The organism is Gynuella sunshinyii YC6258, assembly GCF_000940805.1.
In the GTDB taxonomy this organism is placed as follows: Bacteria; Pseudomonadota; Gammaproteobacteria; order Pseudomonadales; family Natronospirillaceae; genus Gynuella; species Gynuella sunshinyii.
Genome location: NZ_CP007142.1, coordinates 5,829,527 through 5,841,204, shown reverse-complemented (window position 1 = coordinate 5,841,204; position 11,678 = coordinate 5,829,527). Strand labels below are relative to the sequence as shown.

At 47.9% G+C, this 11,678-nt stretch carries 10 protein-coding genes; 6 read left to right on the top strand and 4 right to left on the bottom strand.

The genetic code is table 11. The annotated features are described in order from the left end of the window. The first annotated feature begins 105 nt into the window (after nucleotides 1–105). Entirely contained in the window at nucleotides 106–312 is a 207-nt protein-coding gene (locus tag YC6258_RS29985; protein ID WP_144407737.1) for a hypothetical protein, read from the top strand. A gap of 2 nt (nucleotides 313–314) precedes the next feature. Next, nucleotides 315–794 carry a type IV pilin protein gene (locus YC6258_RS24230; RefSeq protein ID WP_044619166.1) on the top strand — a complete coding sequence of 160 codons (480 nt, stop codon included), beginning with the start codon at nucleotides 315–317 and terminating at the stop codon, nucleotides 792–794. A gap of 90 nt (nucleotides 795–884) precedes the next feature. Here YC6258_RS24230 and YC6258_RS24225 read toward each other — a convergent pair whose 3' ends face one another. The 3 genes from YC6258_RS24225 to YC6258_RS24215 all read right to left on the bottom strand — a co-directional run bounded on the left by YC6258_RS24225 (nucleotide 885) and on the right by YC6258_RS24215 (nucleotide 4,557). Beyond that, the gene (locus YC6258_RS24225; RefSeq protein ID WP_044619165.1) at nucleotides 885–1,439 is read right to left on the bottom strand and encodes a GspH/FimT family pseudopilin; all 555 of its coding nucleotides are present in this window, start codon (nucleotides 1,437–1,439) and stop codon (nucleotides 885–887) included. 120 nt (nucleotides 1,440–1,559) lie between these two features. Then, nucleotides 1,560–2,936, bottom strand: coding sequence for a sigma-54-dependent transcriptional regulator (locus YC6258_RS24220; protein ID WP_044619164.1), 1,377 nt, complete (start codon nucleotides 2,934–2,936; stop codon nucleotides 1,560–1,562). A gap of 4 nt (nucleotides 2,937–2,940) precedes the next feature. Continuing rightward, nucleotides 2,941–4,557, bottom strand: coding sequence for a sensor histidine kinase (locus YC6258_RS24215; protein ID WP_044619163.1), 1,617 nt, complete (start codon nucleotides 4,555–4,557; stop codon nucleotides 2,941–2,943). Nucleotides 4,558–4,704: 147 nt separating this feature from the next. Here YC6258_RS24215 and YC6258_RS24210 point away from each other — a divergent pair, with 147 nt between their 5' ends. Beyond that, entirely contained in the window at nucleotides 4,705–6,327 is a 1,623-nt protein-coding gene (locus YC6258_RS24210; RefSeq protein ID WP_082070875.1) for an NAD+ synthase, read from the top strand. A 25-nt stretch (nucleotides 6,328–6,352) separates the two neighbouring features. Here YC6258_RS24210 and YC6258_RS24205 read toward each other — a convergent pair whose 3' ends face one another. Next, nucleotides 6,353–7,117 carry an outer membrane protein assembly factor BamD gene (locus tag YC6258_RS24205; protein WP_044619162.1) on the bottom strand — a complete coding sequence of 255 codons (765 nt, stop codon included), beginning with the start codon at nucleotides 7,115–7,117 and terminating at the stop codon, nucleotides 6,353–6,355. Between the two features lie 60 nt (nucleotides 7,118–7,177). Here YC6258_RS24205 and rluD point away from each other — a divergent pair, with 60 nt between their 5' ends. The 3 genes from rluD to clpB all read left to right on the top strand — a co-directional run bounded on the left by rluD (nucleotide 7,178) and on the right by clpB (nucleotide 11,544). Then, nucleotides 7,178–8,146 carry a 23S rRNA pseudouridine(1911/1915/1917) synthase RluD gene (gene rluD, locus YC6258_RS24200; protein ID WP_044620389.1) on the top strand — a complete coding sequence of 323 codons (969 nt, stop codon included), beginning with the start codon at nucleotides 7,178–7,180 and terminating at the stop codon, nucleotides 8,144–8,146. Next, nucleotides 8,143–8,871, top strand: a complete 729-nt coding sequence (gene pgeF, locus YC6258_RS24195; protein WP_044619161.1) for a peptidoglycan editing factor PgeF — start codon at nucleotides 8,143–8,145, stop codon at nucleotides 8,869–8,871. Before rluD ends, pgeF begins: the two co-directional genes overlap by 4 nt. 90 nt (nucleotides 8,872–8,961) lie before the next feature. After that, nucleotides 8,962–11,544 carry an ATP-dependent chaperone ClpB gene (gene clpB, locus YC6258_RS24190; RefSeq protein WP_044619160.1) on the top strand — a complete coding sequence of 861 codons (2,583 nt, stop codon included), beginning with the start codon at nucleotides 8,962–8,964 and terminating at the stop codon, nucleotides 11,542–11,544. Nucleotides 11,545–11,678 lie beyond the last annotated feature (134 nt).

Below are 11,678 nucleotides of genomic sequence, written 5' to 3'. Positions count from 1 at the left end.
CTGAAGTCTGTGGCGATGTTCTGGGTCTTGTGTCTGAGTATCAATGTTTTTTCTGCAGGCGTAATACCAGAAGGATACCCACAGAATGGTCAAGCAGTCAGAATCATGAGCATTGATACAGTTAACTATACGCTGGAAACCAGTGGCTATATTTTCGAAGTGAGTCGGAATGTATATATCCGCTCAAAAGACGGTAAAAAGAAGTATTTGAACGAGATCAATCGCAGAGCCACAGCTGTAATCGTGGTAGACGACAAGCAACAGATAACCCAGATATGGGAAATGCCGGATAGTTTATTCAAGGACTACTAACGATGAGATATGTAAACAGAGGTTTTACTTTGATTGAAGTTATGATTGTCGTTGCGATTATTGCGATTCTAGCGGCAATAGCAGTTCCTTCGTATCGTCACTATGTTGTGAAAACCTATCGCTCAGATTGTCAGATGGCGCTTGAGGGGTTGGCAAATGCGATGGAGAGACATTACACCACTTCAGTGCCTTCAACGTATGCGGGAGCCGCAAAAAATGGTGATACTGGTGCACCGACGATTTTTGCGACACAGGCTCCAGTCGATGGTGCCAACAAACAGTGCAATTTAACGATTGAGCAAGCAAATGCTTCTACGTACACGTTGTCAGCTGTACCTATTAATAATCCCTCATCAGGACAAGTTAGCGTCCTGGCGGGGGATGGTGTATCTACATTGAATTCTCAAGGAGTGCGCTGTTGGTATAAGGGTGACTCGGCCTATTCGGCGACCACATCCACGACTTGCTCAAGCTGGAACTAAGGAATCCGGATAAGCCTGTTAACCTGGCAGAGTCATGTGCCAGGTTAATCAAACTGTAATCCACCCAAAATATCTTGATGTTGAAGAGCCTCAGCAACGAATAAATCTTGATGAGGATTGCCCATCCAAGTACTGATCTCTGTCTTTGTCAACACCGGTCCACATTCTTCCCTGACGATTTATGATGACACCGTAGGCGGGTACAAAGGCTCTGGTGGAACAGATTGAAAATGTCCCATTTTGGTTCGCTTTGTGTGTGGTTCCAGTGGGATCGTACTGTAATGCATTACTATTCTTAACCGGATTCCATAACAGTGTCACTTCCGGCAGAGGATCATATTGCGAGATCATTGTGTCTTCCGGGTCAAATACCCGGTTCGCATTTTGATCATAGAAGATGGAATATCCTTTACTCCATAAGTCGGTGCATCGGCCCTGAAACAGCGGACACATAGTCACAGTGGTATTGTTAAAAACGGCACTTTCCCTGGCAGTCTGTATTTGATTTTGCAGAATAAACAAAGCTGATTTGACTTTGTTGGTTTCTAAAAGCGTTGAAAATGTTGGGATCGCAACTGCTATCAGTATGCCTGAAACTGCGATTACCAGCATGAGTTCAATTACCGAAAATCCTTTTCCTTTCATGACAATATTCCTTTTTAATGTCTGTCTGCCCGGAATATTGTCGTTGTTTTTTATCTATCTCAATCAATGTTTCTAAAGTAGCGTGATTCTATACCCTTGGTTTACTAAAACGATACTCTGTTATTCGAGCCCCAGTTTTTTAAGCTTATACCTCATGGCTCTGAAGGTGATTCCCAGGTTTTTGGCTGCCGCAGTTTTATTCCAGCGTGTTGCCTCCAATGCATCGGTTATAACCTTTCTTTCGATTGATTCCAGATAATCCTCAAGATTGCTTCCAGCTTCATATTCAGGCGTCTCCAGCGCACTCAGACTGCTGCCTGAGCTTAGTGAGGCAGAAGAATCATTCCGCCGCAGGGCCAAATCTTTAGGCTCAATTTTTGCGCCGTCTGACATTGCAAAAGCACGCTCCAAAATATTTTCCAACTCTCGAATATTACCGGGAAAGTCATATACCTGAAGTGCTTCCTGGGCGCTTCTTGTCAGTTCTCTGGGGCGAACGCCGTATGATGTGGCCAGTTTTTCGAGATAGTGATGGGCCAAAAGAGGAATGTCTTCAAATCTTTCCCGCAGCGGTGGAATATCCAATTGGATAACATTGATTCGATAAAACAGATCCTGACGGAAGTTCTGATCTTCCACTTCATCCAGCAGGTTTTTATGACTGGCGCTGAGTATTCTCACGTTAACCGGCAGTTCCTTTTGTGATCCCACCGGTCGGATGGATTTTTCCTGAATTGCGCGTAGCAGTTTTACCTGCATATTCAATGGCAAATCAGCAACTTCATCAAGAAATAAAGTTCCTCCATTTGCGGCCTGGAAAAAGCCTTCTTTGTCTGCGATTGCTCCAGTAAAGCTGCCCTTTTTGTGACCAAAAAACTCACTTTCCATTAATTCTGATGGTATTGCTCCACAGTTTACTGCAATAAATGGTTGTTCAGCCCTGGGGCCCTGATTGTGAATATAGCGGGCGATGAGCTCTTTACCGGTACCGGATTCACCATTGATAAATACAGCAGCCTGACTGCGGGCCAATTTTTCAGCATTGTCCAGCAGTTCTATAAAAGGTTCAGATTTGCCGATTAGGTTGGCTTGCCGATTTATTTCATTTTCTGGTTTACGGATCCGGTTTGCCAGTTTGAGTGCAGAATGCACCAGATCCCTGAGTTGTTGCAGATCTACAGGTTTGGAGACAAAGTCAAAGGCTCCTCGTTTTAGTGCATCAATTGCAGAGTCCATCGTGCCATGTGCGGAGATTACTGCAACCGGAATATTACTGTATTTTTGTTGTATTGTTTCCACCAGGTCCAGGCCATTTCCATCTGGCAGATTCATGTCTGTCAGACAGATATGAATCTCTTTTTCTGCCAGCAATTTTTGTGCTTGTGCCAGACTGGTTGCAGCGATAGTTCCTAGCCCCATACGACCAAGGGTAATTTCCAGAAGTTCAACAATGTCCGGTTCGTCGTCTATGATTAATGCGGTTGCCAAGGTATCCATAGTGTCATTCCATATATGTCAAACGGTTTGGGTGAGAGAATAATATCCTAAAACAGCAGCCAATTGTTGCTGATGGATCTTGTTCTGTTGACTCTGCCAGCATGATTTGTGACTGATTTGCCTCACAAAGTTCTTTAGTAAGAAACAAGCCCAGTCCAGTACCTGTTTTCTCAGTAGTAAAGAAAGGTTCAAACAATTTATCGCGGTTTTCTGCTGAAATGCCCGGACCGAAGTCAATAACATCGAGATACGGCTGGTTGTTGGCATTGAGTATGCCGGCCACAATTTCAACTTCGCAGCGGTTTCCAGCCATTTTACTATACCTCAGGCCGTTACTGATCAGGTTGGTCAATACCTGTTGTAGATGCGACGGATCAAATTTGATCATCAGATCGTCAGCAACGCGGGTTTCGATTCTGGCGTCTTTATGGGCTTCCTGAAAAATAACCAGAAACTCCATCAGCCAATCTTTTAAATTGATAATTTCAGCATTAGATTCTGCACGACGCGATAACTGAAGAATGTTTTCGATAATCGTGTTCATCCGCTGAGAGTGATTCTTGATGATTTGAATCATGCGGGAATCGGTCTGATCAATATTCGGTGACTCTTCCAGTAGCTGTGCTGCGTGGCTGATTGCTCCCAGTGGATTGCGGATTTCGTGAGCGATACTGGCGGTAAAACGCCCCAAAGAGGCAAGTTTCAGCTGCTGGGCCTGCTGAGCGGTTTTACTGGTGTCTTCCATAAATATGATGACATCGGAATTTTTATTATTCTGTAGCGACGTGAAGTTCACAAATACTTCGGGCATCTTGGGGTGAATTTTTACGATATGTGAAGCGATATGCTCCTGGTTCAGCCATTGTTGCAGCAGCTCACATATTACCGGCGGTAACTTCTTGTTCTGAATGGACTCTGTTTCTGAGTCGGTAATCAATCTTGCCGCGGCCTGATTGCTGGTATGAATGATGCCCTTAATTGAACTCACAATGATACCAGTATGCATCCGTTGCAGGATCAGTTGGTTAGTCGCCTCAAGGCTCAGTATGTTTTCCGCCTGAATCTCCGCCAGTTTTTCGCTGGAGCGGGTTCGGCTCATTAGATACTGGATAACGATCGTCGTGGCAAAAAAAGCCAATCCGAGAAATGCTGCCTGCTGTGGATTGTTTGGTGCAATACCCGATAACAGCTCTGTATAGACCACTGAAGAGGTTGCGAAGGCCGCTAATAACAGACTGTTTCTGAACGACAGAAACAATGTTCCCACCGCGACGCTGACAATAATGAGATTCCCCAGGCCACTGGTGACACCTCCGATGGTCTTCAGGGCCAATGTCAGTAGCATGATATCCGTTATCATGATTGCCAGTACGGACGTTTGGCTGAGCAGTTGTTTGACCGTGATGGCGATGGCAATCGCACAGAGCACCAGATAAAAGCCCAGGCTGACAATAATCGTCTCGCGGGCATTTTCGATGGAAAAACTAAATGACAGCCACCCGAGCTGTATCATCAAAAAAAGCAGGCTGGCGAGGGCTATGCGATAAAGATTAAAGAAACTCATCAGAACGTTCTGGCGGCGCCTGCTGAGGTTGGTAATGCTGACGGTTTGATTTTCCATTGGATGATTTATTGCTGCAGGTTGTGCAGTCCCTTATTTTTAAAGTCAGTATAAAGCCAATATCAGGTTGTATTCCATTCGAATATCATTGCAATCTGACTGCCTTTGCGCAGAATACGGGCTTGGTTTGTTTGGAGTGGTATTAGTTTGAATAGTCTGAAAGTGGCACTGGCGCAAGATGAGTTTCCGGTTGGAGATATTTCCGGGAATGCCGAAAAAATGATCACATTGGCCCGTAGTGCACTGCAACAGAACGCTCGGGTGATCGTGTTTCCTGAATTGACCATCACAGGATATCCGCCAGAGGATTTATTGCTGCGCCCCAGTATGGCTATTCGGGTAGAGGCTGCGATGAATACTCTGCTCGAGGCCAAGTTGCCGATCTATATGGTGGTTGGATTCCCCAAATCCGAAGATGGGCTGCTGTATAACAAACTGGCCGTCATCTATGAAGGACACATACTCGTCGAATATGCCAAGCAACGACTACCTAATTATCAGGTGTTTGATGAAAAGCGCTATTTTTCTGAAGGCCAGGACACCAGCGTTATTGAAATAGATGGATTTCAGTGCGGGTTGACCATTTGTGAGGATATCTGGTTCGATCAGCCCGTTCGTGGTGCAGCCGAATCCGGCGCGGAGATACTGTTTAATATCAATGGTTCGCCGTATCACATAGATCGGGATGAACAGCGCAGAGCGAGGGTAAGTCAGGTGGCCGGGAAGTATGGTCTTTGCGTCGTCTATGTCAATCACAACTGTGGCCAGGATGAGCTGGTGTTTGATGGCGGCTCTATGGTTGTGACTGCTGACGGGGTTCAGCATACGCTGCCAACATATGAGTCACGCCTCGATATCGTAGAGCTATACCGAAATGGCGAAAACATTGGGGTTAACGGTGGTTCAGTCATACCTCCCCGTCCCAGATTTGAAAGTGTCTATCTGGCCCTGATTCAGGGCCTGCGCGCCTATGTCAACCGTAATGGTTTTAAAGGTGTGGTCATGGGCCTTTCCGGTGGCATCGATTCTGGTCTGTCGCTGGCGATTGCCGTTGACGCACTGGGAGCCGAGCGTGTGCATGCGGTGATGCTGCCGTTCGAATATACCTCCCAGATGAGCCAGGATGATGCAAAAGCTGAAGCAGAGGCTCTGGGGGTGCGGTATTCAGTGTTACCAATTGCCAGTATGTTCCATGCCGGAATGGAGACTCTTAAACCCTTATTTGATGGCTTGCCTGTGGATACTACCGAACAAAACCTGCAAGCTCGGATTCGTGGACAATTGTTGATGGCCATCTCCAATAAGACCGGATACATGGTACTGACAACCGGAAACAAATCCGAAATGGCCGTAGGCTATGCCACCCTGTATGGTGACATGTGCGGAGGATTTAACGCACTGAAGGATGTTCCCAAAACCCTGGTATTCGAACTGGCTCGTCATCGAAATACCCTGAGTCCTGTGATTCCGCAACGAGTCATTGATCGTCCACCGTCGGCAGAACTTGCACCGGATCAGAAAGACGAAGACAGTCTGCCGCCTTATGCGATATTGGATCAGCTGATAGAACGCTATGTTGAGAACGATGAGTCGTTAGAGACCATTGTGGCCGCCGGATTTGACAGGGCGGACGTTACCAAGGTGATTCGCCTGATTGATATCAATGAGTACAAACGCAGGCAGGCTCCAGAGGGCGTCAGGATAACGCCCCGAGGATTTGGGCGGGATCGTCGTTACCCGATTACCAACGCCTGGAAACCGGGTATCTGATCTCAGACAGGAGTCAGGTAATGTTTTACCTGACTGACTTGAAGCTGCCTTTGCTCAGGCTGGGGTGGTCGGGAAAGTTGGACTGCAGGATGGCAACGGTCTTTTGTTGCAGATCTGGCTGATCCATCTCGCCATATGCGGTTGCCAGGATAGCCAGCGCGTCGGCGGACGCAGTGCTGCCTTCATATTGTTCCAGTACCGTTACTGCACGATTGGCGGCGGCAACCCAGGCTCCACGGCGAAGGTAAAAATCAGCCACAACCAGTTCATGCCGAGCCAGGCGGTTACGGATAATATTCATCTTATAACGGGCATCAGGTGCGTATTCGCTTTTAGGAAAACGAAAGACAAAATCATCCAGATAGGTAAACGCCATCTGCGCTGCCGAAGGGTTTCGCGCTTCAGGATAATTACCGTTGACGATGGAAGTGCCTTTCAGCGATAGATCATAAGCGGCCAGTCCACGCAGATACCAGGCGTATTCTACTTGCGGATCATCTGGATTCAGCCGCACAAAACGGTCTGCCAATACGACAGCCTCGGCCAGGTTTCTGGATTTATAAGTCGCGTAAATCTGATCCAGTTGAACCTGCACTGCATAGCGGCTAAATGGATACAGATCCTCCATTTGTTTCAACTTACTCAGTGCCGTGGTGTAGTTCTTCCTATCCATGCTCTTTTCAGCGGCTTGGTATAAAGACTCTTCATCCACAACCTGGGTTGCACAGGAGCTGATAATCAGGCTGGTGATAAGAATGGCTGGGATTTTTGGGAAAGCTAATAACTTCATTCGAAGATTCAACATCGGTTGTCTACAATGGGCGCACATTTAACCACAGCAGATTTTCAGATGGCAGATCATATTTCTTTAAAAGTGACCGTTCCCAATGAATTAGGCCAGAAACGGCTGGATCAGGTCGCGGCTGAGTTGTTCCAGGAATATTCCCGCAGCCGGCTTCAGTCCTGGATTAAAGACGGACAGCTGAAGGTGGATGGTGAGGCGCGTAAAATCAAAGAAAAGCTGATTGGTGGAGAAATACTGACGCTGGAGGCTGAACTGACGCCCGAAGGAGAATGGCTGGCTCAGGATATTCCTTTGGAAATCGTTCATGAAGACGATCAGATTATTGTGATTAACAAACCAGCAGGTCTGGTGGTGCACCCGGCAGCCGGAAATCCCGATGGAACCGTTTTGAATGCCATGCTGTATCGATATCCCGAAGTGATTAACTTACCCCGGGCTGGCATCGTGCACCGGCTTGATAAGGACACCTCCGGATTGATGGTCATTGCCCGTACGCTGGAGGCGCAGAATAGTCTCGTGCAGCAACTGCAGAGCCGCGAAATGGGGCGCGAGTACGAGGCTGTGTGTATGGGGGTATTAACTGGCGGAGCAACCATTGATGAGCCTATTTCCCGCCACAACACCAATCGCCTGAAAATGGCGGTTCATCCAACTGGTAAAGAAGCGGTCACTCATTACAGGGTGTTGGAGCGTTTTCAGAATCATACTCATATCCGAGTCAAGCTGGAAACTGGCAGAACCCATCAGATCCGTGTACATATGGCTTTTATTCAGCATCCATTGGTTGGAGATCCACTGTACGCCGGACGGATGCGTCTACCTAAACAATGTGGTCCAGAGCTTGCGGATGCACTTAAGCACTTTCAACGTCAGGCATTGCATGCCAAAGCGTTGCAGTTAAGACATCCGCAAAGTGGTGAACTCATGCAGTGGGAGGTCGAGTTGCCGGAGGATCTGCATAACCTGCTGGAGACTCTGAGAGACGATCATCAGCAGGCCGGAGGTGATTGGTGAATAGTATCGAATGGCTGGACTGGCCTGCGCCGGTGTCGGTTAAAGCCTGTTATACCACCCGAACCGGTGGGTTTAGCCAGGCACCGTTCGATAGTTTCAATCTGGCCCGCCATGTTGGCGATAGCGAGGCGGCGGTGACTGCTAACCGCCAGCGGTTGGTGGAGTTAACGGGGGTGCCATTGTGCTGGTTAAATCAGGTCCATGGTACTGAGGTGGTGCTGGCCTGCACGGAAAATATTGGTGTAGATGCCGATGCGGCTTATGTGCGCGCGCCAGGAATGGCGGCAGCGGTCATGACGGCAGACTGTCTACCGGTGTTTTTATGTCATCGCAATGGTCATCAGGCAGCCGTTGTCCATGCCGGATGGCGGGGCTTAGTAGCTGGAGTCATCGAGTCAACTGTTAAGAAATGTGACGGAGTCGGGAGTGACTGGATGGCCTATCTTGGACCTGCAATCGGTCCAACCGCTTTCGAAGTTGGCGCAGAAGTCAGGCAGGCCTATGTCTCTGTGAATCCTGTTCATGAAAATGCGTTTCAGCCATTACCGACTCCGGGGAAGTATCTTGCGGATATTTATCAACTGGCCCGGCAGAGGTTACAGCAGCTGGGTATCGAGCATATTTATGGCGGTCAGTCTTGTACCGTGACTGAGTCAGAACGGTTTTTCTCTTATCGTCGCGATCACACCACAGGCAGAATGGTCAGTTTGATCTGGATTGAATAAATCCTGTTTGCCTGCTGTCAGTCAATTGAAAAGTTTTTGCTGACCCCCACCTATGCAGACAAGCATAAACATTGAATTTGTGGGGATATTATGAGAATAGATCGATTAACCAGTAAGTTGCAGCTGGCATTGTCTGATGCTCAGTCTGTAGCGGTTGGTAAAGATCATAACTTTATCGAACCGGTGCATTTATTGAGTGCCATGCTGGAGCAACAGAGTTCCAGTATACGGCCGCTGCTGCAAAAAGCAGGAGCCAATATTCTGGCATTGCGGGAACAGGTCGTAGAAAAACTGGATCGCATGCCAACTGTTCAGAATCATGACGGTGACGTTCATATGTCCAATGATCTTGGGCGGATTTTGAATGTTGCGGATAAACTGTCGCAAAAAAGAAATGATCAGTTCATTTCCAGTGAGATTGTTTTGCTGGCCATGGTGCAGGACAAAAGCGAGATCTCCAGCATGTTGCGGGAGTCTGGTGTAACCGTCGATGCATTGAGTCATTCCATCGATCAGGTTCGGGGAGGTCAGGGTGTTGATACGCAACAGGCTGAAGAAACCCGCCAGGCTCTGGACCGTTACTGTATTGATCTGACTGAAAGGGCTGAGCAGGGGAAACTCGATCCGGTCATTGGTCGGGATGATGAAATCAGACGAACTATTCAGGTTCTGCAGCGGCGCAGGAAAAACAATCCTGTACTGATTGGAGAGCCTGGAGTCGGCAAAACTGCCATTGTTGAGGGACTGGCGCAAAGGATTGTCAATGGTGAAGTGCCGGAAGGTTTGAAGAACAAGAAGGTGCTGTCTCTTGATATAGGTGCGTTATTGGCCGGTGCCAAATTTCGTGGTGAGTTTGAAGAACGACTGAAAGCCGTCCTGAATGAACTGTCCAAGCAGGAAGGACAGATCATATTGTTTATCGATGAGTTGCATACTATGGTCGGTGCCGGTAAGTCCGAAGGGGCGATGGATGCCGGTAATATGTTGAAACCGGCTCTGGCTCGCGGTGAGTTACATTGTGTGGGGGCCACAACGCTGGATGAGTATCGCCTGTTCATAGAAAAAGACGGCGCGTTGGAACGGCGTTTTCAGAAAGTTTTTGTGGGTGAACCGAATGAGGAAGATTCGATTGCCATACTTCGAGGATTGAAAGAACGCTATGAAATTCACCATGGTGTCAGTATTAATGATTCGGCTTTGATTGCATCGGTGAAACTTTCCCAGCGTTATATTACTGATCGGCAATTGCCGGATAAGGCGATTGATCTGATCGACGAAGCGGCTTCCAGAATTCGGATGGAAATCGATTCCAAGCCGGAGGCCATGGATCGCCTAGAACGCCGCTTGATTCAATTGAAAATTGAAGCCGAAGCGCTCAAAAAAGAAGACGATGCCGCTTCTAAACTCCGGTTGGAAAATCTGCGTGAAACCATCAGTGGGGTTGAGCGTGAGTATGCGGATCTCGAAGAAATATGGAATACAGAAAAAGCGTCTTTGCAGGGATCACAGCAGATCAAAGAGAAGCTCGAAGAAGCTCGGCTGCAAATGGAAAATGCACGTCGGGCTGGTGATCTGGCGAGAATGAGCGAGCTTCAGTATGGTTTGATTCCAGAGCTGGAAAAACAGTTGGATATGGCGACCCAGGCGGACATGATGGATATGCAGTTGCTGCATAACCGGGTAACAGAGGAATCCATTGCCAAAATTGTCAGTCGTTGGACCGGTATTCCTGTTGATAAAATGCTCGAAGGTGAGCGTGATAAGTTGTTGCGCATGGAAACAGAGCTGCATGAAAAGGTCATTGGTCAGGACGAAGCAGTAGTGGCCGTGGCCAATGCTATTCGCAGATCTCGTTCCGGATTGAGTGATCCCAATCGTCCCAACGGCTCGTTCCTGTTTTTGGGACCGACGGGTGTGGGTAAAACAGAGTTGTGCAAGGCCTTGGCCGAATTTCTGTTTGATACCCAGGAAGCCATGGTGCGTATCGATATGTCGGAGTTTATGGAGAAACATTCGGTTGCCCGTTTGGTCGGCGCTCCTCCCGGGTACGTTGGGTATGAGGAAGGCGGGTATCTGACCGAAGCTGTTCGCCGCAGACCCTATTCAGTGCTGTTGCTCGATGAGGTCGAGAAAGCCCATCCGGATGTGTTTAATATTCTGTTACAGGTGCTGGATGATGGCCGCTTGACCGATGGTCAGGGCAGAACCGTGGATTTCCGTAATACTGTCATTGTCATGACCTCCAACCTTGGGTCTGAAATTATTCAGAATATGGCCGGTGAAGAAAACTACGAGGATATGAAACGTGCGGTTATGGACGTGGTGGGCAGTCATTTCCGACCTGAATTTATTAACCGTGTCGATGACTTGGTGGTGTTTCATCCGCTGCTGCGTGAACAACTCAGGGGTATTGCGAATATTCAGATTGCACAGCTGCGTAAGCGTCTGGAAGATCAGCATATTGGTCTGGAGCTGATGCCCGAAGCAATGAGTTATCTGTGTGAAGCGGGTTATGACCCTGTCTATGGTGCCAGACCGCTGAAACGGGTTATCCAGAAAATGCTTGAGAATGAATTGGCAATGGCGCTGTTGAGTGGTGAGTTTAAGTCCGGAGATTGCATCCGGGTGGATTATCGCGATGGCAAAATAGTTTTTAGCCAAGCTGCCTGTTAACTAGCAGGGACTTATACCGGATGAATTATTTTTCTGGTATGCAAACAGCAGTTCTAAATTTGGGCGAATTGCTGCTGTAGATGGTCGACAATACTGCGCGCCAAAAGTGTGCGTGGTGTTGTCGGCTTTTGTTT

Excerpts from the sequence above, each read along its gene's own strand:
- YC6258_RS29985 (WP_144407737.1), top strand. The coding sequence starts at position 106 with ATGAGCATTGATACAGTTAACTATACGCTGGAAACCAGTGGCTATATT.
- YC6258_RS24230 (WP_044619166.1), top strand. The coding sequence starts at position 315 with ATGAGATATGTAAACAGAGGTTTTACTTTGATTGAAGTTATGATTGTC.
- YC6258_RS24225 (WP_044619165.1), bottom strand. The coding sequence starts at position 1,439 with ATGAAAGGAAAAGGATTTTCGGTAATTGAACTCATGCTGGTAATCGCA.
- YC6258_RS24220 (WP_044619164.1), bottom strand. The coding sequence starts at position 2,936 with ATGGATACCTTGGCAACCGCATTAATCATAGACGACGAACCGGACATT.
- YC6258_RS24215 (WP_044619163.1), bottom strand. The coding sequence starts at position 4,557 with ATGGAAAATCAAACCGTCAGCATTACCAACCTCAGCAGGCGCCGCCAG.
- YC6258_RS24205 (WP_044619162.1), bottom strand. The coding sequence starts at position 7,117 with ATGAAGTTATTAGCTTTCCCAAAAATCCCAGCCATTCTTATCACCAGC.
- rluD (WP_044620389.1), top strand. The coding sequence starts at position 7,178 with ATGGCAGATCATATTTCTTTAAAAGTGACCGTTCCCAATGAATTAGGC.
- clpB (WP_044619160.1), top strand. The coding sequence starts at position 8,962 with ATGAGAATAGATCGATTAACCAGTAAGTTGCAGCTGGCATTGTCTGAT.